Genomic DNA, 24,107 nt, shown 5'->3' with positions numbered 1-24,107 from the left:
ATGAGTCAGGCAAGTTCGATCCAGTGCTGCGCACGGGCAACCTCCATGAATTGCTCGATGTCTTCACCGAGTTCAGGCACGCCGGGGAACTGCTCGTCGAGTTGGGCGATGATGGCCGCGACATCCCGCTCGCCGTCGATCAGACCACCGATCAGCGCGGCGCTGTCGTTGAGTTTGATCATCCCTTCCGGATAGAGCAGCACGTGGCCCTTTTGCGCCGGCTCGTACTGGAAACGATAGCCGGGACGCCAGGTCGGGGTTTTGCTGCGGTCGAAACTCATAAGGTGATTCCTTTATGCCAGACCCGTTCTGCTGTGACGCTGTGATACGGCGGGCGGTTCAGTTCGTAGGCCATGCTCATGGCATCGAGCATGCTCCAAAGGATGTCCAGTTTGAACTGGAGAATTTCCAGCATGCGCTCTTGGCCTTCGCGGGTCGTGTAGTGCTGCAACGTGATCGTCAGGCCATGCTCAACGTCGCGGCGCGCCTGACCGAGGCGGGTGCGGAAATATTCATAACCGGCCGGGTCGATCCACGGGTAATGCTGCGGCCAGCTGTCGAGGCGCGACTGGTGGATCTGCGGTGCGAACAGTTCGGTCAGCGAGCTACTGGCGGCCTCCTGCCAACTGGCGCGGCGGGCGAAATTGACGTAAGCATCGACGGCGAATCGCACGCCAGGCAGCACCAGTTCCTGAGAACGCAGTTGATCCGGGTCGAGGCCGACAGCCTCGCCGAGGCGCAACCAGGCTTCGATGCCACCGTCTTCACCGGGCGCGCCGTCGTGGTCGAGCAGGCGCTGGATCCACTCGCGACGGATCTCGCGATCCGGGCAGTTGGCAAGAATCGCCGCGTCTTTCAGGGGGATGTTCACCTGATAGTAGAAGCGGTTGGCGACCCAGCCCTGAATCTGCTCGCGGGTGGCGCGCCCCTCGTACATCGCCACATGATACGGGTGATGAATGTGGTAATAGGCGCCCTTGGCGCGCAGGGCCGCTTCGAATTCAGCGGGGGACATCGGGGTGTCGGTCATTGCGGTTCTCCGGGGAACAACCGTTGGAATCTTGGATGTCTGTACAGACGTCATCGCTGGCGAGCCAGCCCACAGGTTTCGTGTACGCCACAGAACATTGTGGGAGCTGGCTTGCCAGCGATAGGGCTATCCGTTACAGCACAATACTCATGCCATCAAAGGCCACTTCAACATCACGCCGCGCCAGTTCGGCACGTTCCGGCGAATCTTCATCGAGAATCGGGTTGGTGTTGTTGATGTGTATGAGGATTTTGCGTTGTTCGGGCAATCGCTCAAGCACTTCGAGCATGCCGCCGGGGCCGTTCTGCGCGAGGTGGCCCATCTCGCGCCCGGTGCGGGTGCCGACGCCGCGACGTTGCATTTCATCGTCGTCCCACATCGTGCCGTCCACCAGCAGGCAGTCGCTGGCGGCCATGATTTCGAGCAGCGGCGCGTCCACCTTGCCCAGGCCCGGCGCATAAAACAGTTTGCCGCCGGTCTTCAAGTCTTCGACGATCAGGCCAATGTTGTCGCCCGGATGCGGATCGAAGCGGTGTGGCGAATAAGGCGGCGCGGCGCTGCGCAGTGGCAGCGGGGTGAAACGCAGGTTCGGGCAGGCGGCGACGGTGAAACTCTGGTCGAGTTCGATGCGGTTCCAGTCCAGCCCGCCATTCCAGTGCGTCAACATGGTGAACAGCGGAAAACCTGTGCTCAGGTCTTCATGAACCATGTCCGTGCACCAGACCTGATGCGGGCAGCCCTCGCGCAAGCTCAGCAGACCGGTGGTGTGGTCGATCTGACTGTCCATCAAAATGATCGCGCTGATGCCGGTGTCGCGCAGGGCTCGGCCCGGTTGCATCGGAGCGAAACTTTGCAACTGCGCGCGGATGTCCGGCGAAGCGTTGCACAGCACCCAGTTCACGCCGTCATCGGAGATTGCGATGGACGATTGGGTGCGGGCGTGGGCATTCAGGCTGCCGTCACGAAAACCTGCGCAGTTGACGCAGTTGCAGTTCCACTGCGGAAAACCACCGCCGGCGGCGGAACCCAGAATCTGGACAAACATGAGCGCTCCATCATTTCAACGCTGAAAATAAAAACGCCCCGGCGAGCCGAGGCGTTGCACTGCAATTTTCTAGAAGCAGAACTCAGCGGCTGGCGAAGTACATGGTGACTTCGAAGCCGATGCGCAGGTCGGTGTAGGCTGGTTTTGTCCAAGACATAAATGACTCCTTCTTCAGGTGGGTGGGATAGCGCTATCCATAGGTATAGTCCACGGCAGCACTGGGATGTTCCATTTAGATAGGCTGCTATGTTACTCAAAATTTCAGGGGGATTGCCCGTGAAACTTTGAGAAAGCTCGTTGCAGCGTCGGTAATGATCATTTTGCCGCTTGCCATGGGGCGCCCGGTGTCGGGGAAGTCGCTAGACAGCGCCAACCGCCAGCGGCGTCGATCAATTGTTGAGCACTGGCGAGCAGCTTGGCGCGATCCAGTTGGCCCAAAGCGCTGGCGAGCTGCGACAGATATTCCGACGAGTGGCCCGCAAGTTTGGCCTGCCAGAGCAACTCGGCCGCCTCCTTGAACGACAGGTTCCGTTCATCAATTTGATCCGCCAAGGCCTGGCGCTGCTCGCTCAGGCTCGAATCATCGAGATTGCCGATGATCGCCGGCAAGCTGTCGACAACCTGCTGAAGATGTTCAAGCAGCGCCGCAGGCGCAACATTCGGCGACTGCACGCCGAACAGGATTCCCGTCTGGCCATGAATCTGGCGCAGCGAACTGAACACCGCGTAGCCCAATTGCAGTTCTACCCGCAGGCGCTGATAGAACGGTGTCTGGATCAAATGCGCGAGCAGACGCCAAGCCGCTTCGTCGGCGATTGCACGGCTGGCTGTCGGGCAGAACAGCAAAATAGCGTGTTCGGTGGAGGTGCAGTCGATTTGATCCCACAGTCGCAGGCCACTGATTGCGGCGGGCGCGGGCAATTGATTGTCGGGCACACCGGGAATCCGGCTGAGTGCCAGGCCCATCGCCGCCTGGGTCTGGTGACTGAGACCAAGCGCCAGTCCGTCCCAACGCGCCGTTGTCCACAGGCTTGGGGTGTCAACGACAGTCGCCGCCGGTTCAAGACAATGGTCGGGAAGAACTTGGAGCAACTGACGGATCGGTATCAACAACGTTTGCGGCGCCTGTTTAACGGAATCGGCGTCAGGTTGCGTGAGAATTTTCAGCGCGTGTTCCAGGACACCGGGCATCAGTTCCTGAAGCCCGGTCAGTTTCAGCACGCACTGGTTTCCCGCGCAGGTGAAGGACAATTCGACGCCGGCCTGGCGCGCGTCCTCAATAATCTCTTCAAGTCGATATTGCAGATCAGCGTCGGGCGCCCGCGCCAATACCCAGCGCACGTACACGGCGCCTTCGCTGGTGTTGTCCGGCAAAACCTGGCTGAACTGCATCGCTGAATGTTCCCGACGATTGCGCGAACGATCCTGAGCGAAGGTGCGCAAACCACGGTGAGCGCTGGTCTGGCCGCGAATCAGGCCGGCGTTGGCCGGTGGCTCGGTGGATCGCAGGAAGGGGTTGGCGCCCGGCAATTGCCAGTGAGTGCTGAAGTTATCCACAGCGCCCATTTCTTTTAGGATTTGTTTCAATGCGGCGACGGCGGATTCGGACAGGCTCGAATCTTCAAGCCGCGCCAGTTGCAGAGCGCCGCTCACCTGTTGCTGACGTTGCAGCAATGTTGCGTATTCTTCGCGCAGTGCAGGCCAGTCCTGCCGCGCGGCGAAGAAGCCGAGCCAGTCCAGTAGCTGTTCGCCAATGACGGTGGCCGACTCGGCATTCGCCGTGAACTGGATGTGCAACAGTGCTTGTCTGGCAAAGCGATACAGTGGCTTGGCTATCACGCCCTCGGCGAGGTTAAGTTGCTGCAAATGAGCGTGTAATCCACCGGGTTTCGGGCTGTTGATCCAGTGACACAAAAATGCCAATGCGTCGCCCGCCGAGTCCGGCAGGTTTTCGAACGCGAACAGCCAATTGACCTGGCGCTCGGTGGCCTGTTGATAACTTTTCGGCGGGCCATCCATCAACGGAACGGTAGCGGCTTGCGAGAACTTATCCCCAACCGGCAGCCCGGCTGCGAACTGTTCTGCCAACAAACGCAACGCCTCCAGGCTCTGCGGCCCGGTCAAGCTCAGAGTCATTTGTCCGGTGCGGTAAAACTGTTGATGAAAGTCCTTCAGTGCTTGCTGAAACGCCGGATTGTCCACCGGCAGGCTGTCACGATTGCCGGCATGGAATCCGCGCAGTGGATGCGCCGCCGACAGGCCGTCATACAATGCCATTTGCTGTTGCGCCGTGGCGTCCTGCGACCAGGCAACAAATTCCGCCTGCAGCACTTCCCGTTCCCGCAACTGATCGTCCAAATTCATACGCGGGTGGGCGAGCATGTCTGACAGACGCTCAAGCCCTCCGGCGAAGGCTCGGGTCGGCAATTCAAAGAAGAAATCAGTGGTTCGTTCGCGAGTGCTGGCGTTTACCTGCCCGCCATGACTTTGCACGTAGGGCATCAGCCCTTGGGTCGCAGGAAAACGCTCGGTGCCGAGAAACAGCAGGTGCTCAAGAAAGTGCGCCAGCCCCGGCCACGCCAACGGCACGTCATGACTGCCGGCCGCGACCCGCAACGCTGCTGCGCTGCGCTTGAGGTTCGGCGCATGACGCAAGATCACGCGCAAGCCATTGGCGAGGGTTTCTGAATGGGGGCGAAGGTGAGTCGGCGCAGGCATGGGCACTTCCAGAGCAGTGAAGTGCCAATGCTAGCGGATTAGCGCTTGTTCAGCGCGCCGTAAAGCTGCGGGCGGCGGTCTTGCAGGTAACGGTTGGCCGCGCGGGAGTCGTTCATCAACTGACGATCCAGTTCACCGACGATCAAGGCTTCATCCAGACCGGCCTGGGCGATTCGGCTGCCATCCGGCGCGGCGATGCTGCTTTGGCCGCAATAATGGATATCGTCTTCGCTGCCGCAATAGTTGGCATACGCCACGTAGCACTGGTTTTCAAAGGCGCGGGAGCGGACAGTAACGTCGGCGATGAACTCAAAGGGAATCATGTTGGCCGTCGGCACCAGAATCAGCTCGGCACCTGCCAGCGCCAGACGACGGGCGTTCTCCGGGAACTCCAGGTCATAGCAAATCAGGAAACCGAGCTTCCAGCCGTTGAGCTCGACAAGGGGGAAATCATCGTCGCCCGGGCTGAACATCGCCCGGTCGAGATCGCCGAACAGATGCGTCTTGCGGTAATTGCACAGACGCTCGCCATGCGCGTCGATCAACTGCACGGCGTTGTAAATCTGCCCATCGGCGGTGCGCTCGGGGTAGCCATACAAAATCGCCATCCCGGCCGCTTTGGCGATCCGGCCAATCTGCTGCGCCCATTCACCGTTATAGACCTCGGCCAGCGTGCTCACGGCCTCGGCGCCAATGTTGTAGCCGGTCATGAACATCTCCGGTAACACGAGCAAGTCGGCGCCGTGAGCCTCCATGGCCAGCTGATGCAAGCGATGAAGGTTGGCGGCAGGATCAAGTGCCAACGGCGGACATTGGTAAAGGGCTACACGCATCGGGATTCCTCTTACTCGGGCAGGGCGATAGGGCCGATGTCTTTGAACACATCACCGGGGCCCGGGTTCTCTTTATGTGTAACACCGCCGAAATGTTTCATGATCCCCCACACTGCATTGAGCGATGTTTGCACCGCGCCTTCGACCCACGCCGGCGTCCACGATACGTCATCGCCAGCGATGAAAATCCCGCGTTGCTCGGCGGGCATCTCGTCCTGCATGAAGTGCGCATACATGCGCTGGTTGTAGCGATAGTGACCGGGCAGGGCGCCTTTGAAGGCACCAAGGAAGTGTGGATCGGCTTCCCATGACACGGTAATCGGATCGCCGATGATGCGGGCGGCGATGTCGACTTTCGGGTAAATCTTCTTCAGCGCGTCCAGCGCCAGTTTCACGCGTTTCTCCACCGGGTGCGGAAGCATCTTCAGCGCGTCGCTCATCCACGAGTACGACAGACAGATCACGCCGGGTTTGTCGTCACCGTTGTCGAACAGGTAGGTGCCGCGGGTCAGGCGATCGGTAAGGGTCATGCTCATGAGGTCACGGCCGGTTTCAGGATCCTTGTCCTTCCAGAACGGCCGATCGACCATCACGAAGGTCTTCGACGACTGCATATAGCGGGTGCGGTCGAGGGCCATCCACATCTTTTGCGAGAACAGGGTTTCGTCGCATTCGATCTGCGTGGTCAGCAACCAGCTCTGGCACGTGGTCAGTACGGCGGCGTATTCGCGGGTGTCACCGTTGTTGTCGGTCACGGCGAAACGGCCGTCCGGAGCGTGGGCGATTTTCTTCACGCCGGAACGTGGCGCGCCCCGGTGCAGCGACTTCAGGCTGGTGCCTTGTGGCCAGTGCACGCAGCGCTCCGGCACATGACGCCAGATGCCTTGTGGAACCTGTTCAACGCCGCCGACCACCAGATGCTGGTGATCGTCGCAGTTGGTCATCACGACACGGAAGATTTCCAGCATCGAGTTGGGAAAGTCCGAATCCCAGCCACCGGTGCCAAAACCGACCTGACCGAAGACTTCGCGGTGATGGAACGACAATTTGGCGAAGGCCTTGGACGTGGCAACGAAATCGTAGAACGTGCGGTCGTCCCACAGCGGCACCAAGGTGTTCCACAACTCCTTGAGGCGCGGCACATCGCGCTCGCGAATGGCTTGCTGGATATCGGAGAACTGGGAACCGGCCTCCAGCGCATCCGCCCAAGCGTCAGCCACTTCCTGGAACAGTGCAGGAAGATCCGCCAGTTTCTGTGCGTAATGGGTTTTGCCTTCGAGGTCGATCACGGTGCTGCCGGAGGCCGGCGTCAGCGGGTTCGGGAAGGGTTTCGTTTCCAGACCGAGTTTATCGACGTAGTGATAGAACGCGGTGGAAGACACCGGGAAACGCATGCCGCCCAGTTCGGCGACGATGCCGTCGGTGCCGTTAAACGCCTGCGAGCGCAAGCGTCCACCCATCTTCGATGCTTCGTAAACCACCGGTTTAAGGCCGAGCTTCATCAGTTCGTAAGCCGCCACGAGCCCGGCGATGCCCGCGCCGACAATCGCCACTTCGGCGCCATGATTGTGCTCGGGAATACTGCCGAGACCGGCCGGGTGTTCGATCCAGTCGTCAAAGGCAAATGGAAAGTCCGGGCCGAAAACCGTGACTGGTTTTTTACCGTCTGCCGGGTGGCGATTGTTCTTGTTCATGACTGACCTTACTGGCGACTCGAAGCGGGATGCGCGTCTGAGTATAGGAAAAGATGCCAGCCATTCTAGGGAGCCCGGTGCACGTTAATAAGACGCAAAGTGTCGTCGTTTTGCTATTTATCAAGTCAATGTGACGATGCAAAGCTACACACCGACCTCTATAGGAGCGGCCGGCTCGCGAAGAGGCGCTGTTACTCAATCAAGAAATATCAGCCGGAAAAGATCAGACCGGCTGCCCCCGGTCAATCTTGCTACTCAAAATAATAGACGTCGTGGTCTTCTCCACTCCATCCACACTGCCGATCTGATCCAGCAACTGATCCAGTTGCTCCGGCGAATCCGTACGCAACCACGCCACGTAATCGAATTCGCCACTCACCGCACACAGCTGCTGCACCTGCGCCATCGCACTCAACCGGCGCAACACCTCTTTGCCGGAACGCGGCTGCACCTTGATCCCGACATACGCTTGCAAACCGCCATCGACCACACGCTGGCCGAGGCGCACGCCGTAACCGGTGATTACTTTGGCTCTCTCCAGCCGCGCGAGCCGCGATGTCACGGTGGTGCGCGCGATGCCCAGTTGCCGGGCGAGCATCGCCACACTTTCGCGGGCATTGATTTGCAGGGCGGCGATCAACTGGCGGTCGATTTCATCGAGCGCGGGTGGGCGAGTGTCGGGCAAGGGCGGCTCCAGTGGCGCGGGTTGGTGGCGTCGCATGTTACAGAGTTGCGTGGTGTTGTCTTGGCTGTAATCTCGCTGGCGTTTACGCATAAAAATCACGGACGTTCATACGCAGTCGTTAAATGGGCCGCGCCCGGGCAAGATTAACGCATGAATCATCACCTGCGATGCGCTCCGGATCCCTGTGCGGATCGTTGGCTTCCCGTCCGATACTAATTTCGGACGCGTCTTACATCTTCAGGTTTTTACTGTTGGATACGGGCGGGCGTTTGGCCGACGGTGAAACCGAATCAAGGAAGAAGAGCGATGCCCCGTGGGCAATGGAGGACGCGGGCATTTATGAGCGCTAGGTGATTCGCGGGCACACAAAACTGATCCGCTGAAAATTCAGGGTGGACACTTTGTGGACATTTAGCGTCTCGATGCCGGAAAAACTAAAGCCAATCAGGTCTACAGAAACGCGAAAGCCGCGCAATGCGCGGCTTTCAAAGTGGTGGGCCCACACGGACTTGAACCGTGGACCAAAGGATTATGAGTCCTCTGCTCTAACCAACTGAGCTATAGGCCCTCAGTAGGTCGCGGATTATAACGACGGTTTCTCGGCTGTGCTATCCGAAAAGTCTGAAACCGCTATACGAAGAAACGTCGCGGCGAATTCTTCTGCTGGCAGTGGCAGGCTGACGATGTAGCCCTGGATCTGTTCGCAGCCCTCGGCGGCGAGAAATTGCTGCTGGGCTTCGGTTTCCACACCTTCGGCGATGACGGTGAATTGCATGCTGCGGCCCAGCGCGATGATGGCACGGACAATCGCCGCGTCATGGGGGTCGTCGGGCAAACCGCGGACGAAAGACTGGTCAATCTTGAGGATGTCCAGCGGCAGCCGTTTGAGGTAACTGAGCGAGGAATAGCCGGTGCCGAAGTCATCGATGGCCAGTTGCACGCCCAGGTGTTTGAGCTGATGCAGCACCGCCAGCGCTTCTTCCGCCTGGCTCATGATGAAGTTTTCGGTAATTTCCAGTTGCAGTAAATCCGGCTCCAGACCGTTGTCCTTGAGCAGTTGCTCGATGCGACCAAGCAGGTTCGGCTGGCGCAGTTGCGCCCCGGCGAGGTTGACCGACAGTGGGCCCAGACTGTCGTAGATCTGGTTCCACTCGAACATTTGCCGGCAAGCGGTTTCGAGCACCCAGTCACCGATCTGCAGGATCATGCCGTTCTCTTCAGCCAGCGGAATGAAGTGCTCTGGCGGTACTTCACCGAAGGTCGGGTGGCGCCAGCGAATCAGTGCTTCGGCGCCGACCAGACGATGGTCGTCGAGGCTGATTTTTGGCTGATAGCAAAGATGCAGTTCGTTGCGCTCGATAGCTCGCCGCAGCTCATGCTCCAGTGCTACGCGTTCGCTGGCCTGGGCAGTGAGGTCGCGGGTGTAGCTCTCGACGCGATTGCGGCCCTTGGCCTTGGAGCGATACATCGCCGCGTCGGCGTTTTTGACCAGCGTGGCGACATCGCTTCCGTCGCGTGGATAAAGGCTGGAGCCGATGCTGGCGCTGATGAAGAACTCGTGCTCACCGGCCTGAAACGGTGCGCCGAAGCAGTTAAGCAGCTTGGTCGCGATGTTGTCAGCGTCGCTGGGTTGCTGCAAACCGGGCAATAGAATGATGAATTCGTCCCCGCCCAGGCGCGCGACGGTGTCGATATCGCGCAGTTGCTCCTTGAGGCGCACGGCGATGCCTTTGAGCAGTAGGTCGCCGACCGGGTGGCCGAGGCTGTCGTTGATGTGTTTGAAACGGTCGAGGTCTAGAAAAAGCACTGCGCCCTGGCCGCCGTTTTCCTGCTGATTGTTCAGCGCCATGTGTAAGCGACTCTCGAACAGCGTCCGGTTTGGCAGCCCGGTGAGGGGGTCGTGGTGCGCCTGATAATCGAGTTTGGCCTGGGCATGTTTAAGGCTGGAAATATCGGCGAACACCGCGACGAAGTGGGTGATGAATTTGTCGCGGTTTCGCACGGCGCTGATGGTCAGCCAGCTTGGGTACAGCTCGCCGTTCTTACGCCGGTTGGAAATCTCACCCTGCCAATGACCTTCATCCGTCAGCTGATGCCACATTGCCGCGTAAAACGCGCTGTCATGCAGACCCGAGGCGAGCAGGCGTGGTGTGTGGCCGAGCGCTTCGCTTTCGCTGTAACCGGTGATCTCGGTAAACGCACGATTGACCGCGCTGATGTGTTGTTGGGTGTCGGTGATTAACACGCCTTCGGCGGTGCTTTCGAACACCGTGGCGGCTTGTTGCAGTTTTTCCTGCATCAAATGGCGCTCGGTGATATCCCGGGCAATCGTCAGCATGCAATCTTCATCGCCGATCGGCAGCGGTCGTGCAGACACTTCACAGAGACGGATCTGCCCATCGCTGCGGCGGATGTGGCAGCTGTAGTCGCGGACGAAACCATCGCGATGCAGCAAGTCGAGCATGTGTTTGCGTTCGTTGAGGTTGACCCAGATGCCCAGATCCAGCGCCGAGCGATCCACCGACATTGCGCTGTTGAACCCGGTAATGCGGCTGAAGCCTTCGTTGACTTCCAGCAGCAAACCGTCACGTTGGCGAGATAGCAGCAAGCCGTCAGGCGAGGCATGGAAAGCCTTGGCGAATTTTTCTTCAGACGTTTGCAGTTGTTGCTGGGTTTCTTTGAGTTGAGTGATGTCGCGAACCACGACGACCAGCGCCGGTATAGTGTCGAGGTCGAACGGCTCGGCGGAGATCAGGCCGGTAAACACTTGGCCGTTGTTGCGGCGAAAAGGCATCTCCAGGTTGCGAATACTGCCGGCTTGCAGACGTTGCAACAGGCCGGGCCCGACGCTGGGAACGCCCCAGATGTTGAGGTCGGTGGCGGTCTGGCCAATGACGTCTTCGGCTTTCAGCCCGATTTGCTCCTCGAACGCTTCATTTACCTCGAGCAGGCAGCCATCGGACAGGCGTGCAATCACCAGAATATCCGGGCATTGCTGGAAGACCGAGGCAAATTTCTGTTCCGACTGGCGCAGCGCCTCCTCGGTGCGTTTGGCTTCACTGATGTCGATCATCAGGCCGCGCATCACCGGCTCATGGCCATGTTCGATCAGGCTGACAATGTCGCGCACCCACAAGCAGCGGCCATCGGCAGTGATTACCCGATAATCGAGACTGTGGTCGCGTCCGGCCAGTGTTTCGTGGTCGCAAAAGCTCTGGGCTCGGGTCAGATCCGCCGGGTGAATGATGTTGCGCCAGAAGCCCGGAATCAGCCAATGGGACAATGGATACCCGAGCAATTCCTCGGCGTGGGGCGACACATAGCTGTAGGTGTAGTCGCTCATACGCGCTTCCCAGGCAATGGCCGACAAGCTCTCCACCAGCCCGCGATAGTGGTATTCGCTGCTGCGCAATTCCTGTTCAAGATCGACGCGTCGGGCTATTTCCGAGCTGAGCCGGCGATTGATGCGGATGACCACCGCCAGCACGAGCATCAGCAGCAACAGGCCCGGCAAACCGTAAATCAGCAGATCCGACCAGAACGTGCGGTGATCAAGGACGTTGCCTACCCAGTGTTCCTGAATGCTGCTGATTTCGTCCGGGGTCATATCGGCGAGGACTTTGTCCAGAATGCTCACCAGTATTTTGTTGTCCCGGGGCACGCCCATCGCCAGTTGATAGCGATACGGGGTTTCGCCGCTGACATACAACCCATCAAGCTTGAGTTGCCGCAGGCTCCAGACACTGGACGCGAGATCGCCGACGACGGCGTCAACCTGGTCGGTTGCCAGCGCTTGCAGCGCCGAACTGACGTTGGGCATGGCAACCAGATTGAGATCCGGGTGTTGAGTACGCAGCAATTCGTGAGGAGCATAGTTCTCGACCACTGCGATTTTCAAACCGTAGAGGTCGTCCAGTTTGCGCGGTTGAGGGCCGCCGACATGAGCGAGGATGACAATCGGAAAGTCCAGGTACGGACGAGTGAATGAAAGGTACGACTGGCGTTCCGGCGTGGACATGATGCCGGGCAACAGGTCGATTTTTCCGGCCTTTACCTGATCGAGCACCACCGTCCAGCTCACCGGTTCGATGGGCGTCAGCTTGATCGCCAGACGTTGGCGGATCACGTCGATGTAATCGGCTGCCAGCCCCTGATAACGGCTCTGGTCGTCGCGGAATTCGAACGGCGGCCACGACGCATCGACACCCAGGCGCAAGTCAGGGTGGGCCGCCAACCAGCTACGTTCTTCGTCAGTTAGAGTCAGCGCGCCAGCCGTTGCGGTCCAGGTCATCAGCGACAGCAAAAAAAGCACGGTCGGCAGTCTGGGCATAACGGTCTCGTTATGGCTCGGGGAATGGTTCGAGTGTAGACGGGCAAAGCGCGGGGGAGGGTGGAGCGGGGAATTTAATCTGCCATAAAAACAAAACCCCCGGCCTGGGCCGGGGGTTCTGGTATCACTCGTCGAGGAAGGAGCGCAAATGCTCGCTTCGCGTCGGGTGGCGCAGCTTGCGCAGCGCCTTGGCTTCAATTTGACGGATCCGCTCACGCGTTACGTCGAACTGTTTGCCCACTTCTTCGAGTGTGTGGTCGGTGTTCATGTCGATACCGAAACGCATGCGCAGTACTTTGGCTTCACGGGCAGTAAGGCCCGACAGTACTTCGCGAGTCGCTTCTTTCAGGCTCTCAACAGTGGCGACATCGATTGGCGACTGCATGGTCGAGTCTTCGATGAAGTCACCCAGATGGGAGTCTTCGTCATCACCGATCGGCGTCTCCATGGAGATCGGCTCTTTGGCGATCTTCAATACCTTGCGGATCTTGTCCTCAGGCATTTCCATGCGTTCACCCAGCTCTTCCGGGGTCGGTTCGCGACCCATTTCCTGCAACATCTGGCGGGAAATACGGTTGAGCTTGTTGATCGTCTCGATCATGTGCACCGGAATACGGATGGTGCGGGCCTGGTCGGCGATCGAGCGAGTGATCGCCTGACGGATCCACCAGGTGGCATAAGTCGAGAACTTGTAACCACGACGGTATTCGAACTTGTCCACCGCCTTCATGAGGCCGATGTTGCCTTCCTGGATCAGATCAAGGAATTGCAGGCCACGGTTGGTGTACTTCTTGGCGATCGAGATCACCAGACGCAAGTTCGCTTCAACCATCTCTTTCTTCGCGCGGCGGGCCTTGGCCTCACCGATCGACATGCGACGGTTGATGTCCTTGATCTCGGCGATGGTCAAACCGGTCTCAGTCTCCAGCGCGATCAGCTTCTGCTGGCAACGGATGATGTCCGGTTGCACGCGACCAATGGCTTCGGCGTACTTGCTCTTGCCTTTGGCCAAGGCGTCGGACCAGCTTTCGTCGACTTCGTTACCCGGGAACTGTCGCAGGAAATCGGCGCGCGGCATACGTGCATCACGTACGCACAGTTGCATGATCGCGCGCTCTTGCTGACGCAGACGATCCAGGGCACTGCGAACACGCTCGACCAAGGCTTCGAATTGCTTCGGCACCAGTTTGATCGGCATGAACAGCTCGGCCAGAACCAACAATTCGGCAATGCTTGCCTTGTTGCCGCGACCGTGCTTTTTCAGAGCCTTGCGGGCAATTTCCATCTGATCCGCGACTGCCCCGAAACGCTGGGCAGCAATGACCGGATCCGGACCGCTTTCGGCTTCTTCTTCGTCATCGGAAGATTCGGCGTCATCGTCTTCGGAATCGTCATCCGCTTTCGCGGCTTTCGGATCAACCGGTGGCGGCACTTCGGCGGCCGGCGGCGCAATGCCGTCGTCCGGATCGATGTAACCGCTGAGGACGTCGGACAGACGACCCCCTTCGGTGGTGACGCGGGTGTACTCGGAGAGAATGTGGTCAACCGTGCCTGGGAAGTGCGCAATTGCGCTCATCACTTCACGAATGCCCTCTTCGATCCGCTTGGCGATTTCGATTTCGCCTTCACGAGTCAGAAGCTCGACCGTACCCATTTCACGCATGTACATGCGCACCGGGTCAGTGGTGCGACCGATATCGGTCTCCACCGCTGCCAACGCGGCGGCTGCTTCTTCCGCAGCGGCCTCGTCGGTATCGGCGTCGGCCAACATAAGGGCGTCCGCATCCGGAGCACTCTCGTGTACGGGGATCCCCATGTCGTTAATCATGCGGATGATGTCTTCCACCTGCTCAGGATCTGAAATATCCTCGGGCAGGTGGTCGTTGACCTCGGCGTAAGTCAGATACTTCTGCTCACGACCCAGTTTGATCAACTCAATAATACGAGACTGCTGTTGCGCTTTTCCGGACATAACACCCTATCCACTGAAGGTCTTGGCGGGCAAAAAACAAGCCGAGGATTATACCTGAGCTATGACCTCACGCGCCAGTTGAGGTCGGGTTTGATGCGGAAACATTGCGACTTAGAAGGTCGCGCAGTTGATTTTTCTCTTCGTTGCTCAGGTCGCCTTGTCGGGCTTTCCTGAGCAATTGTTCAAGATTTCGCTCGCGTTGGCGGGCTGACAAGCTAGTAATGGTGTCGAAAAACTGTTGTTCAAGGTTTTCTCCTACAATCAGCCATTCCTTTTCTGCCAAAGCCTTGAGCAAGCGTCCCTGTTCAGTGCCGTGCCATCGCGCGATCAACTGAAATGAGTTTAGCTTGGGATTCTTCTGTACGGCTTCGAGCAGGGCTACAAGCAGCTGTGCGTTGGTCTGATTCTCGTCCGCAATGTGCCCGGCGTCTTCGACGCGTTCAGCCAATTGCGGGTGATGAAGCAAGGTGCGCAGGGCGGTCAGGGTCGGCGATTCGACGCCAATCGGCGTGCGCTGGCGTTGCGGTTGATCGCGATCACCGCGCCTGCCGTTCTTGTCCCAGGTTTTTTTGTCCCATTTCTTGCCGCCGGCGCCGGGTTTCTTCGGCGTCCACTCTTGCTGCGGCGCATACATATCCTGCGCCTGCGCCTGCGGCTGATGGTAGTCGCTGAAGTCCGGCATTGCGTCGTAGTTGATGCCCGGGTCGTAGGCGGGCGGCGCTTCCTGCGGTGCACTTTGGGCCAGTTGGCTGACGGTTTCACTGCTTAATCCAGTAATTTCGGTCAATCGCTGGCGCATCAGAATGCGCAGATTGGCACCCGGCACTTTGTCGATCAGCGGTGCGGCGAGGGTGGCCATGTGTGCCTTGCCCTCAAGCGATCGTGGATCGGATTCTTCAGTCAGTTGCTGGAAAAAATAATCCGCCAGCGGCTGCGCATGCTGATTGATCCGGGCACGGAAAGCATCAGTGCCTTCAGCGCGAATCAGCGTGTCCGGATCCTCGCCCTCAGGCAGAAACAAAAAGCGTGCGCGGCGACCGTCCTGCAGGCAGGGCAGTGTGGCTTCTAGCGCACGCCAGGCGGCGTTGCGGCCAGCCTGGTCGCCATCGAAACAGAACAGCACGTTCGGCACGACGCGGAACAGGCGCTTGAGGTGTTCTTCGCTGGTCGCTGTACCCAGCGTCGCGACGGCATTGCGCAAGCCTTGCTGGGCGAGGGCGATGACATCCATGTAGCCTTCGACCACGATGATTTCGTCGAGGTTGCGGTTGTTCTTGCGTGCTTCGTATAGACCGTAGAGTTCCTGGCCTTTATGGAAGACCGGTGTTTCCGGCGAGTTCAGGTATTTCGGTTTGTCGTCCCCGAGTACGCGACCGCCGAAAGCGATAATGCGTCCGCGTGTGTCACGAATCGGGAACATCACACGATCGCGGAAGCGGTCATAGCGTTTGCCGGTTTCGGGGTTCTCGATCAGCAGGCCAGCGTCGATCATGGCTTTTTGTTGCAGGGTGTCGCTGCTCAGGTGCTTGAACAGATTGTCCCAGCCCGGCGGCGCAAAACCGAGACCGAAGTCCCGGGCGATTTCGCCGGTCAGGCCGCGGCCCTTGAGATAATCAACGGCGGCTTTGCGCGCGGGATGACTCTTGAGTGACTGCTTGTAGAAGTCGGCGGCGGCGGTGAGCAGCGGGTACAGCGGCGAATCGGTCGGCTGGCGCGGTTTATGCGCCCGCCCGCTTTCCTCGCGGGGGATTTCCATGCCGGCGGCTTTCGCCAGATCCTCGACAGCCTGGGGGAAATCCAGGTTGTCGTGATCCATGAGAAAGCCGAGGGCATTGCCGCCAGCGCCGCAGCCGAAGCAGTAATAGAATTGCTTGTCGGGACTGACGCTGAAGGACGGTGTTTTCTCTTTATGGAACGGACAACAGGCGGTGTAGTTCTTGCCGGCCTTCTTCAATTGCACGCGCGAGCTGACCACGTCGACGATGTCGGTGCGGTTCAGCAGGTCGTCAATGAAGCTCTGGGGAATTAGCCCGGCCATGGCGTTCTCGTTGTCTGCGCTGCAAATGGATCCGATGCGAAGTTTGTCGGACGTGGGTCGCTGTGTGAGGCGCGCAAAAATGCGGCTCGACCGGTGTCGTCTGCGAAGTCGCTGTCGGGAAGTGTATCTGCCGAAAATCCACTGACGTTAGTAGCAATCAGTCTTCGACTATTTGAAAGTGTTGCGCTGAGTCCGCTGACGGCCGGTTGAGGGCCTCGGATAGCTCAATGAAGCGGGCACGCATGCAGGTGCCTTGGGCTGATCGTCGTAAGAGGAATCAGTGGGTGTGCTCGTCAGTAGCCTTGAAAGGCTCGTCAGAAAAGACGTGCACCGCTGGCAAAAGAGCCAGGCCTGACGCGGTGAAGCGGGTTTGTCTCGGTCGCATCGGCGGCGTCGACGGTGAAGCATCAAGCGTTTTACGCAAATGCCATTAGCCCGGCTGAGGGCCGGGCTTGGCAGAAGCTTGCTACGAACGTCTGTGTATTAGTACAGACGAACGGCGCGGCGCTGTTCGCGCTGAACTTTCTTGGCGTGACGCTTAACAGCGGCTGCTGCTTTACGCTTACGCTCAGAAGTTGGCTTCTCGTAAAATTCGCGGCTACGAACTTCAGCCAGTACACCGGCTTTTTCGCAGGAGCGCTTGAAACGACGCAGAGCTACGTCGAAGGGTTCGTTCTCTTTAACTTTGACGGCTGGCATCCAGAGCTACCTTCATTCATTACCGGGGTCAACATCCTCGCAGGCAAAAGAGCACTTGAAGACGTCGGTTTTTAAGGGTTGCGGATGTTAACCCCTCATCGCTCGGAATGCAAAGCCTCTGATCGAAAACCGCTGGTCGGGGCCTCGCACGGCGACTATTATGCGCGCCTTCGAATTCAGCCTAAACAAGGCGCAAACCCATGCTAGTACTGGGATTAGAAACCTCCTGCGACGAAACCGGCGTCGCTTTATACGACAGTGAACGCGGTTTGCTGGCCGACGCGCTGTTCAGTCAGATCGACCTGCACCGCGCCTATGGTGGTGTGGTGCCGGAGCTGGCCTCGCGCGACCACGTCAAACGCATGCTGCCCCTGATTCGTCAGGTCCTGGCCGAAGCTGACAGTGTGCCGACCGAGATCGATGCAATCGCCTATACCGCAGGTCCCGGCCTGGTCGGGGCGTTGCTGGTCGGGGCGTCTTGCGCCCAGGCGCTGGCCTTTGCCTGGGGAATTCCGGCGCTCGGCGTGCACCACATGGAAGGTCACTTGCTGGCACCGATGCTGGAGCCGAAACCACCGGAGTTCCCGTTCGTCGCTTTGTTGGTCTCCGGTGGTCATACGCAGCTCGTTCAGGTCGATGGCATCGGCGAATACACCCTGCTCGGCGAGACTCTCGACGATGCGGCGGGTGAAGCCTTCGACAAGACCGCCAAGATGATGGGCCTCAATTATCCGGGCGGACCGGAAATCGCAAAACTCGCGGAGAAGGGCGTCGCAGGACGTTTCACTTTCCCGCGTCCGATGTGTGATCGTCCGGGCCTGGATTTCAGCTTTAGCGGTCTGAAAACCTTCGCCCTCAACACCTGGCAGCAATGTGTCAGCGCCGGGGACGACGGCGAGCAAGCCCGTTGCGACATCGCGCTGGCGTTCCAGCAGGCGGTGGTGGAGACTTTGACCATCAAGTGCAAGCGCGCCCTGAAACAGGCGGGCATGAAGCGTCTTGTGATCGCCGGTGGCGTCAGCGCCAACAAGGCGTTGCGCGCGTCGCTGGAGAAAATGCTCGGTGATATGAAGGGCGACGTGTTTTACGCACGTCCCGAGTTCTGCACCGACAATGGTGCGATGATTGCATTTGCCGGTTGCCAGCGATTGCAGGCCGGTCAAAAGGAAAGCCTGGCGATCAGCGTGCAGGCGCGCTGGCCGATGGAGCAACTGTCGGGGCTGTAATGAGCGATGCTTGTGTGCGGCACTTAGAAATGCCGTTCGCGCCCGGCAAACAGGTCGCGTAGATTGCCGCGATGGCGCCAGACGATGAGCAGCGTGAGCGCGCTCATCGGCAGTAGCGCCGCCGGTTCCTGCCAGGCAAGCAGCGGCAGGGTCAGCGGTGTAGCGATCAAAGCGGCCAGTGAGCTGGTGCGGGTCAGGTAAAACGTCAGCAGCCAGGCGCATACCGCCAGGAGCGCAGCGGGCGGATACAGGCCCAGCAGCATGCCGGCGGCGGTGGCGACACCTTTGCCGCCGCGAAAGCGGAAGTACAGCGGGAACAGGTGGCCGATCACGGCACATACGCCGATCCATGCCTGATCCTGAAGCGAAAGGCCGATCCCCGCCGCGACCAGCACCGGCAGCAAGCCTTTGCACAGATCGCCCAGCAGGGTCAGGATGGCAAGCTTGCGTCCGGCCAGACGCAACATATTGGTGGCGCCGGCATTGCCCGAGCCACTCATTCGCGGATCCGGGTTTCCGGTCAGGCGGCTGAGCAAAATGGCGAAGGACAGCGAGCCGAGCAGGTAGGCGAGGATCGCCAGTAACCAAAACATGCTAACTATTCCGGGCGAGGACGCCCTGATTCTAACGGCGCATTGCGCCCTTGTCGTGCAGCGGAGAAAAGTGCTTGGACAGAGTGTTTATCGAGGGCCTGGAAGTCGACACTGTCATCGGTGCCTACGACTGGGAGCGCGGCATCCGACAGTGCCTGCGGCTTGATCTTGCCTTCGCCTGGGATAATCGTCCGGCTGCCGCGGGTGACGACCTGACCCTGGCGCTCGACTATGCCAGTGTTTCCGCGCGCATCCAGGCGTTCGCCGAACAGGCGCAGTTTCAGTTGGTCGAGACATTTGCCGAGCGTCTGGTCGAAGTGCTGATGGCCGAATTCAAGATCACCTGGGTACGTTTGAAGCTGACCAAACCGGGCGCTGTTCCGGCCGCCAAGGGTGGCGTTGGCGTGGAGATCGAGCGCGGATGTCGCTGACTCAGGTCTATCTCGGGCTCGGTAGCAATATCGAGCGCGAAACACATTTACGCGCAGGCCTCGATGCCCTGGCCACGTTCTTGGTGGATATCCATTGTTCGGCAGTGTTCGAAAGCCAACCGGTGGGGATCAAGAGCGGGCCATTCTTCAATTTTGTGGTGTCGGCGTATACCGATCTGCCGTTGATGGAACTGGATCGGCGCTTGAAGTTCATCGAGGCGGATAACGGCCGTTATGCCCCGGATCGCAAGGGCTTGCCACTGGATATCGATGTGTTGCTGTACGGCGATCAGGTCGGCAACTTTGACGGGCTGGTTCTGCCTCGGGCAGAGATTCTGAAAAACGCCTTTGTGTTGTGGCCATTGTCGCTGATTGCGCCGGATCGAGTGCATCCGGGTGTAGGCAAAAGCTTCGCCACGATGTGGGCCGAGGCGCGGATCGATCAGGTGTTAGCGCCTGTGGCGTTCGAGTGGCGGGGCCAGCAGCTGACGCCGGCGAATCTTCTTTAGAGCAAAGATCGCAGCCTGCGGCAGCCCCTGCCTCGATCGTTGTAGGAGGCTGCCGCAGGCTGCGATCTTTGATCTCTCTTCACGCCTGCTCCTTATAAATCTTCAAAGCCTTAAGTCGCTCGCGCTTAAGGGCCTCACCCAATTCAGGCCCTCTGAAACCCTTCTCCAGCAACGGCTGCACCGCCACGCTCCGCGCAGCCACCGCCGCTCCACGCAAATAATCCGCCTGTGGATAACGGCGTTGCTCAAGGCCTTTACGCCCGCGCGCGTCCATCTCACAAGCAAAGATGAACTGCTCAAAGCGCTGTGGCCGACGATAAACGTCGAAGCTCTGCAGCAACTCCAGCAATGTTGAGGCTTTCAATTCCAGGGCTCGATGCCCATGGGTGTGATATTGGCCGACCAACAGCGCCAGTTCCTGACAATCTCTCGGCGCCTTGAAACGCTCGTTGACCGCTTTGATCAGCTTCAGCCCTTTGTGCTCATGGGCGATATGCCGAGGCCATTGCTCTTCCGGCGTCAGCCCCTTACCCAAGTCATGCAGGAGGCAGGCCCAGCGCACCGTCAGCGGTTGCTTATGAATGGCAGACTGTTCCAACACGCTCAGGGTGTGAATTCCGCTGTCGATTTCCGGATGATGGGCTTCCGGTTGCGGTACACCGAACAGCGCGTCGACTTCTGGCATCAACACCTTGAGCGCGCCGCAATCGCGCAGCACCTGGATGAATACCTGTGGCTGCTCTTCCATAAGCGCCCGGGATATTTCTTTCCAGCTGCGTTCTGCGGTCAGGGCTTCCAGTTCGCCGGAGTCGCTGAGTTCGCGCATCAGCTCCAGCGTCTCTGACGCGACGGTAAAACCCAATCCTGCGTAGCGGGCCGCGAAACGGGCAACGCGCAAGACTCGGAGCGGATCTTCGGCAAACGCGGGGGAAACGTGGCGCAGGATGCGATCTTCAAGATCTCGCTGGCCGTGGTAGGGATCAGTGATGTTTTGCTGATCGTCCTCGGCCATCGCATTGATGGTCAGATCGCGGCGAATCAAATCCTCTTCGAGGGTCACCTCAGGGCTGGCGTGGAAAGTGAAGCCGCCATAGCCGCGACCGCTTTTGCGTTCGGTGCGGGCGAGGGCGTATTCCTCACCGGTCTTCGGATGCAGGAACACGGGAAAGTCAGCGCCGACCGGCCGAAAGCCTTGGGCGAGCATCTCTTCAGTCGTGGCCCCGACCACCACCCGATCAATGTCAGTGACCGGTTTGCCGAGCAGGCGATCACGAACCGCACCGCCAACCTTATAAATCTGCATAAAAAACCTCCGTTGGCCCGACAGGATAACGCCTGCGGCGGGCTTTCGGAGGTGGAAACGGTTTCAAAGGTGAATGACGGCCAGATCGAGGCGACCGTAATCCCCTTCGCTGTGCTCACTGCGCGGGGGCACGTGATGGGTTTTCATGATCTGGTCGCCTTGCAACGTTTCCAGATGAATATCGAAACCCCACAATCGATGCAGGTGTTTAAGCACTTCATCTGTGGAATCGCCCAGCGGTTTACGGTCATGTTGCTGGTGTCGCAGGGTGAGGGAGCGGTCTCCGCGCCGGTCGATGCTGTAAATCTGCACATTGGGCTCGCGATTGCCGAGGTTGTACTGCGCCGCCAGAGTTTCTCGAATGGTGCGATAACCACTCTCGTCATGGATGGCAGGCACCAGCAAATCGTCTTTCTGGTCATCATCGAGGATGCTGAACAGCTTCAGATCACGGATCACCTGAGGCGACAGGTACTGCAGGATAAAGCTCTCGTCCTTGAAGCTGCTCATGGCGAACTTGATGGTCGACAGCCAGTCGGATCCGGCTATTTCCGGGAACCAGCGGCGATCCTCTTCGGTGGGGTGTTCGCACATGCGACGGATGTCGCGGTACATCGCGAAGCCCAGCGCATACGGGTTGATGCCGTTGTAGTAAGGGCTGTCGAAGCCCGGCTGGAACACGACGCTGGTGTGCGATGTCAGGAACTCCATCATGAAGCCGTCGGTGACCAGGCCTTCGTCGTACAGGTCATTCATCAGCGTGTAATGCCAGAACGTTGCCCAACCCTCGTTCATCACTTGGGTCTGGCGCTGCGGATAAAAATACTGGGCGATCTTGCGCACGATCCGCACGATCTCACGCTGCCACGGTTCCAGCAGCGGCGCATGTTTTTCGATGAAGTACAGGATGTTTTCCTGGGGTTCCGCCGGGAAACGGGCGTTGTCCTTGTCGCTGTATTTGTCCGCGCCTTTGGGAATCGTGCGCCACAGGTCATTGATCTGTTTCTGCAGATGCTCTTCGCGATCCTTCTGCCGCCGACGTTCCTCTTCGGCGGAAATAGGATAGGGCCGCTTGTAGCGGTCGACACCGTAATTCATCAAGGCGTGGCAGGAGTCGAGCAAGTCTTCCACGGCATCGATGCCGTGGCGCTCTTCGCACTGCATGATGTACTGCTTGGCGAACACCAGGTAATCGATGATCGAACTGGCATCTGTCCAGGTGCGAAACAGGTAATTGCCTTTGAAAAAGCTGTTATGGCCATAGCAGGCATGGGCGACTACCAATGCCTGCATGCAGATGGTGTTTTCTTCCATCAGGTAGGCGATGCACGGATCCGAGTTGATCACGATCTCGTACGCCAGCCCCATCTGGCCGCGACTGTAGGATTTTTCGGTGCTGAGGAAGTGTTTGCCGTAAGACCAATGGTGATAACCCAAGGGCATGCCGACCGACGCATACGCATCCATCATCTGTTCGGCGGTGATCACTTCGATCTGGTTGGGATAGGTGTCCAGCGCATAACGGGCCGCGATACGGCTGATTTCGCGGTCGTAGGTCTGGATCAGCTCGAATGTCCATTCGGAGCCGGTGGAAATGGGTTGGCGCTTCTGCTCTTTGGCGGTCATGTCACTAACCTGCGCTGGAAGAGTTCACGGAAGACCGGATAGATATCCCCGGCCGAGACCAGTTGCTGCTGGGCAAAAGTGTCGGAAAAGGCTTCGGCGATGCGTTCGTATTCGTACCACAAGGCTTGATGTTCGCGAGGGGTGATCTCGACGTAAGTGTAGTACTGCACAAACGGCATGATCTGGTTGATCAGAATATCGCGGCAGATCGGCGAGTCGTCGTTCCAGTTGTCGCCGTCGGAAGCCTGGGCGGCGTAGATGTTCCATTCGTTGCTCGGGTAGCGCTCGGCCATGATCTCCTGCATCAGCTTCAAGGCACTGGAAACGATAGTGCCACCAGTTTCCCGCGAATAGAAAAACTCTTCTTCGTCGACTTCCCGGGCGCTGGTGTGGTGGCGGATGAAGACGACATCGATCTTGTCGTAATTACGCTTGAGGAACAGATACAGCAGGATGAAGAAGCGCTTGGCGATGTCTTTCGTCGCTTGCGTCATGGAGCCGGACACGTCCATCAGGCAGAACATCACCGCTTTCGAGCTGGGGTTGGGTTGCTTGATCAAGAGGTTGTATTTGAGGTCGAAAGTGTCAAGAAACGGCACCCGATGAATGCGCGCGCTGAGCTTCTCGATTTCCGCCTCGAGATCTTGAATGTCGCCAAAGTTGTCAGGTTCCTCGCGCTTCAGACGTGCCAGTTCTTCCTTCGCTTCACGAAGTTTCGCCCGGCTGCTGCCGGACAGTGCAATGCGTCGAGCATGGGCCGAGCGAAGTGTGCGAATGATGTTGATCCGCGACGGATTGCCTTCGTTGCTGATACCTGCGCGTACGGTTTTAAAGGTGTCGGTGCCGCTGAGGTTGCGTTTGACCAGGTTTGGCAGTTCAAGGTCTTCGAACATGAATTCGAGGAACTCTTCCTGAGTAATCTGGAAAACGAACTCGTCCATGCCTTCGCCGGAGTTACCAGCCTTGCCCGGCCCGCGACCGCCGCCCCCTCCCGGTGGGCGCGCAATATGCTCACCAGCGGTGAATTCCTTGTTGCCCGGATGAACCACGGTCTGCTTGCCGCCGCGACCATGGTGAAGCACCGGTTCGTCGATGTCGCGACCGGGAATGCTGATCTGTTCGCCGTGTTCCATATCGGTAATGGAACGTCGACTGACCGCCTCTTCGACAGCCTTCTTGATGTGGTCACGATAACGCCGCAAAAAGCGCTGGCGGTTTACCGTGCTCTTGTTCTTGCCATTCAGGCGTCGGTCGATCACATAACTCATAGGAAGCCCTCCGGGCAGCTTCAAGTTGTGAGCTTCAAGCTGCAAGTAAAAGCAGTCTCCCGGGCATCTGTGGGCTACGCGCTTTGTTCTTGCAACTTGTAGCTAGT

19 protein-coding genes and 1 tRNA gene are annotated in these 24,107 nt (G+C 58.8%); 3 read left to right on the top strand and 17 right to left on the bottom strand.

The window, feature by feature from the left end; translation table 11 throughout:
• Positions 1 to 5: 5 nt before the first annotated feature.
• The 13 genes from pqqD to rpsU form a co-directional block, all read right to left on the bottom strand.
• The gene (gene pqqD, locus GIW69_RS09530) at positions 6 to 281 is read right to left on the bottom strand and encodes a pyrroloquinoline quinone biosynthesis peptide chaperone PqqD (protein ID WP_236482023.1); all 276 of its coding nucleotides are present in this window, start codon (positions 279 to 281) and stop codon (positions 6 to 8) included.
• The gene (gene pqqC / locus GIW69_RS09525) at positions 278 to 1,030 is read right to left on the bottom strand and encodes a pyrroloquinoline-quinone synthase PqqC (protein WP_236482021.1); all 753 of its coding nucleotides are present in this window, start codon (positions 1,028 to 1,030) and stop codon (positions 278 to 280) included. Before pqqC ends, pqqD begins: the two co-directional genes overlap by 4 nt.
• A gap of 133 nt (positions 1,031 to 1,163) precedes the next feature.
• A complete protein-coding gene (gene pqqB / locus GIW69_RS09520; protein WP_236482019.1) occupies positions 1,164 to 2,075 on the bottom strand; it encodes a pyrroloquinoline quinone biosynthesis protein PqqB in 912 nt (303 codons plus the stop codon).
• 82 nt (positions 2,076 to 2,157) lie between these two features.
• Positions 2,158 to 2,232 carry a pyrroloquinoline quinone precursor peptide PqqA gene (gene pqqA / locus GIW69_RS09515; RefSeq protein ID WP_003422658.1) on the bottom strand — a complete coding sequence of 25 codons (75 nt, stop codon included), beginning with the start codon at positions 2,230 to 2,232 and terminating at the stop codon, positions 2,158 to 2,160.
• 158 nt (positions 2,233 to 2,390) lie between these two features.
• Entirely contained in the window at positions 2,391 to 4,793 is a 2,403-nt protein-coding gene (gene pqqF / locus GIW69_RS09510) for a pyrroloquinoline quinone biosynthesis protein PqqF (protein WP_236482017.1), read from the bottom strand.
• Between the two features lie 38 nt (positions 4,794 to 4,831).
• Complete coding sequence (locus GIW69_RS09505; protein ID WP_236482015.1) at positions 4,832 to 5,626, bottom strand: carbon-nitrogen hydrolase family protein; 795 nt, start codon at positions 5,624 to 5,626, stop codon at positions 4,832 to 4,834.
• Positions 5,627 to 5,637: 11 nt separating this feature from the next.
• Complete coding sequence (locus tag GIW69_RS09500) at positions 5,638 to 7,320, bottom strand: NAD(P)/FAD-dependent oxidoreductase (RefSeq protein WP_236482014.1); 1,683 nt, start codon at positions 7,318 to 7,320, stop codon at positions 5,638 to 5,640.
• A 223-nt stretch (positions 7,321 to 7,543) separates the two neighbouring features.
• Positions 7,544 to 8,005 (bottom strand): Lrp/AsnC family transcriptional regulator, encoded by a 462-nt coding sequence (locus GIW69_RS09495; protein ID WP_027610706.1) that lies wholly within the window; start codon positions 8,003 to 8,005, stop codon positions 7,544 to 7,546.
• 491 nt (positions 8,006 to 8,496) lie between these two features.
• Positions 8,497 to 8,573, bottom strand: a tRNA-Ile gene (locus GIW69_RS09490).
• A gap of 15 nt (positions 8,574 to 8,588) precedes the next feature.
• Entirely contained in the window at positions 8,589 to 12,335 is a 3,747-nt protein-coding gene (locus GIW69_RS09485) for an EAL domain-containing protein (protein WP_236482012.1), read from the bottom strand.
• A 124-nt stretch (positions 12,336 to 12,459) separates the two neighbouring features.
• Positions 12,460 to 14,307, bottom strand: coding sequence for an RNA polymerase sigma factor RpoD (gene rpoD / locus GIW69_RS09480; protein ID WP_236482010.1), 1,848 nt, complete (start codon positions 14,305 to 14,307; stop codon positions 12,460 to 12,462).
• 67 nt (positions 14,308 to 14,374) lie between these two features.
• Complete coding sequence (dnaG, locus tag GIW69_RS09475; RefSeq protein ID WP_236482009.1) at positions 14,375 to 16,345, bottom strand: DNA primase; 1,971 nt, start codon at positions 16,343 to 16,345, stop codon at positions 14,375 to 14,377.
• 483 nt (positions 16,346 to 16,828) lie between these two features.
• Positions 16,829 to 17,044 (bottom strand): 30S ribosomal protein S21, encoded by a 216-nt coding sequence (rpsU, locus tag GIW69_RS09470; protein WP_002551877.1) that lies wholly within the window; start codon positions 17,042 to 17,044, stop codon positions 16,829 to 16,831.
• Between the two features lie 200 nt (positions 17,045 to 17,244).
• Here rpsU and tsaD point away from each other — a divergent pair, with 200 nt between their 5' ends.
• On the top strand, positions 17,245 to 18,270 hold the full coding sequence (gene tsaD / locus GIW69_RS09465; RefSeq protein WP_236482007.1) for a tRNA (adenosine(37)-N6)-threonylcarbamoyltransferase complex transferase subunit TsaD: 1,026 nt from the start codon (positions 17,245 to 17,247) through the stop codon (positions 18,268 to 18,270).
• Between the two features lie 23 nt (positions 18,271 to 18,293).
• On the opposite strand, the gene plsY is transcribed toward tsaD, so the two are convergent.
• Positions 18,294 to 18,863, bottom strand: coding sequence for a glycerol-3-phosphate 1-O-acyltransferase PlsY (gene plsY, locus GIW69_RS09460; RefSeq protein ID WP_236482005.1), 570 nt, complete (start codon positions 18,861 to 18,863; stop codon positions 18,294 to 18,296).
• A gap of 74 nt (positions 18,864 to 18,937) precedes the next feature.
• On the opposite strand from plsY, the gene folB reads away from it, so the two are divergent.
• Together folB and folK are read left to right on the top strand one after the other, a co-directional pair.
• Positions 18,938 to 19,294, top strand: coding sequence for a dihydroneopterin aldolase (gene folB / locus GIW69_RS09455; protein WP_236482003.1), 357 nt, complete (start codon positions 18,938 to 18,940; stop codon positions 19,292 to 19,294).
• Positions 19,285 to 19,803, top strand: a complete 519-nt coding sequence (gene folK / locus GIW69_RS09450; RefSeq protein ID WP_236482001.1) for a 2-amino-4-hydroxy-6-hydroxymethyldihydropteridine diphosphokinase — start codon at positions 19,285 to 19,287, stop codon at positions 19,801 to 19,803. The genes folB and folK overlap by 10 nt, the downstream gene beginning before the upstream one ends.
• A gap of 79 nt (positions 19,804 to 19,882) precedes the next feature.
• Here folK and GIW69_RS09445 read toward each other — a convergent pair whose 3' ends face one another.
• The 3 genes from GIW69_RS09445 to GIW69_RS09435 all read right to left on the bottom strand — a co-directional run bounded on the left by GIW69_RS09445 (position 19,883) and on the right by GIW69_RS09435 (position 24,000).
• Positions 19,883 to 21,106: a multifunctional CCA addition/repair protein gene (locus tag GIW69_RS09445; protein ID WP_236482000.1), complete on the bottom strand. Its 1,224-nt coding sequence runs from the start codon at positions 21,104 to 21,106 to the stop codon at positions 19,883 to 19,885.
• Between the two features lie 63 nt (positions 21,107 to 21,169).
• Complete coding sequence (locus GIW69_RS09440; protein WP_236481998.1) at positions 21,170 to 22,732, bottom strand: SpoVR family protein; 1,563 nt, start codon at positions 22,730 to 22,732, stop codon at positions 21,170 to 21,172.
• Positions 22,729 to 24,000 carry a YeaH/YhbH family protein gene (locus tag GIW69_RS09435; RefSeq protein ID WP_201136428.1) on the bottom strand — a complete coding sequence of 424 codons (1,272 nt, stop codon included), beginning with the start codon at positions 23,998 to 24,000 and terminating at the stop codon, positions 22,729 to 22,731. The genes GIW69_RS09440 and GIW69_RS09435 overlap by 4 nt, the downstream gene beginning before the upstream one ends.
• Between the last annotated feature and the right edge of the window lie 107 nt (positions 24,001 to 24,107).

Source organism: Pseudomonas syringae (assembly GCF_021605415.1).
GTDB classification, from domain to species: Bacteria; Pseudomonadota; Gammaproteobacteria; order Pseudomonadales; family Pseudomonadaceae; genus Aquipseudomonas; species Aquipseudomonas syringae_S.
Note: the sequence above shows the minus strand (reverse complement) of the source record. Positions and strands in the feature narration are given on the sequence as shown.

What these genes read in the sequence shown, in the direction of transcription:
- pqqD (WP_236482023.1), bottom strand. Translation starts at nt 281, where the DNA reads ATGAGTTTCGACCGCAGCAAAACCCCGACCTGGCGTCCCGGCTATCGT.
- pqqC (WP_236482021.1), bottom strand. Translation starts at nt 1,030, where the DNA reads ATGACCGACACCCCGATGTCCCCCGCTGAATTCGAAGCGGCCCTGCGC.
- pqqB (WP_236482019.1), bottom strand. Translation starts at nt 2,075, where the DNA reads ATGTTTGTCCAGATTCTGGGTTCCGCCGCCGGCGGTGGTTTTCCGCAG.
- pqqF (WP_236482017.1), bottom strand. Translation starts at nt 4,793, where the DNA reads ATGCCTGCGCCGACTCACCTTCGCCCCCATTCAGAAACCCTCGCCAAT.
- GIW69_RS09505 (WP_236482015.1), bottom strand. Translation starts at nt 5,626, where the DNA reads ATGCGTGTAGCCCTTTACCAATGTCCGCCGTTGGCACTTGATCCTGCC.
- GIW69_RS09500 (WP_236482014.1), bottom strand. Translation starts at nt 7,320, where the DNA reads ATGAACAAGAACAATCGCCACCCGGCAGACGGTAAAAAACCAGTCACG.
- GIW69_RS09485 (WP_236482012.1), bottom strand. Translation starts at nt 12,335, where the DNA reads ATGCCCAGACTGCCGACCGTGCTTTTTTTGCTGTCGCTGATGACCTGG.
- rpoD (WP_236482010.1), bottom strand. Translation starts at nt 14,307, where the DNA reads ATGTCCGGAAAAGCGCAACAGCAGTCTCGTATTATTGAGTTGATCAAA.
- dnaG (WP_236482009.1), bottom strand. Translation starts at nt 16,345, where the DNA reads ATGGCCGGGCTAATTCCCCAGAGCTTCATTGACGACCTGCTGAACCGC.
- rpsU (WP_002551877.1), bottom strand. Translation starts at nt 17,044, where the DNA reads ATGCCAGCCGTCAAAGTTAAAGAGAACGAACCCTTCGACGTAGCTCTG.
- tsaD (WP_236482007.1), top strand. Translation starts at nt 17,245, where the DNA reads ATGCTAGTACTGGGATTAGAAACCTCCTGCGACGAAACCGGCGTCGCT.
- plsY (WP_236482005.1), bottom strand. Translation starts at nt 18,863, where the DNA reads ATGTTTTGGTTACTGGCGATCCTCGCCTACCTGCTCGGCTCGCTGTCC.
- folK (WP_236482001.1), top strand. Translation starts at nt 19,285, where the DNA reads ATGTCGCTGACTCAGGTCTATCTCGGGCTCGGTAGCAATATCGAGCGC.
- GIW69_RS09445 (WP_236482000.1), bottom strand. Translation starts at nt 21,106, where the DNA reads ATGCAGATTTATAAGGTTGGCGGTGCGGTTCGTGATCGCCTGCTCGGC.
- GIW69_RS09440 (WP_236481998.1), bottom strand. Translation starts at nt 22,732, where the DNA reads ATGACCGCCAAAGAGCAGAAGCGCCAACCCATTTCCACCGGCTCCGAA.
- GIW69_RS09435 (WP_201136428.1), bottom strand. Translation starts at nt 24,000, where the DNA reads ATGAGTTATGTGATCGACCGACGCCTGAATGGCAAGAACAAGAGCACG.